Genomic DNA, 329 nt, shown 5'->3' with positions numbered 1-329 from the left:
TGCCAATCCCATCGTGAACCAGCACCTTCAGGCGGTTGGCTCGCCGGTTGGCAAACAGGTAAGCATGGTGCGGATGCGCAGCGCCGAACACGGTGATCACCCGACCCAGTGCCGTATCGAAGCCGGCCCGCATATCCAGCGGGTCAACTGCCAGCCACACCTGATCGATGCGGATCATGCAAGCCACTCGCGCAGCCAGGCGGCGCACTGCGCTGCCTCTGAGGTTGGCCAGCTAACCGTTATCGATTGGTCCGCGCGACGCACCTCGACGCGAATCTCAGATGTCCGCGTGCTTCGCGTCTCAAGAGCGAGCGGTACAAATTCCGGTG

At 62.6% G+C, this 329-nt stretch carries 1 protein-coding gene; it reads right to left on the bottom strand.

Annotated elements, in window-relative coordinates; translation table 11 throughout:
• On the bottom strand, positions 1-178 hold a 178-nt coding region (gene tnpB / locus AB3X96_RS42745; protein ID WP_368594440.1), incomplete at its 3' end, for an IS66 family insertion sequence element accessory protein TnpB.
• Positions 179-329: the final 151 nt, after the last annotated feature.

This window comes from Paraburkholderia sp. BR13439 (assembly GCF_040948805.1).
Taxonomy (GTDB): domain Bacteria; phylum Pseudomonadota; class Gammaproteobacteria; order Burkholderiales; family Burkholderiaceae; genus Paraburkholderia; species Paraburkholderia youngii.
Note: the sequence above shows the minus strand (reverse complement) of the source record. Positions and strands in the feature narration are given on the sequence as shown.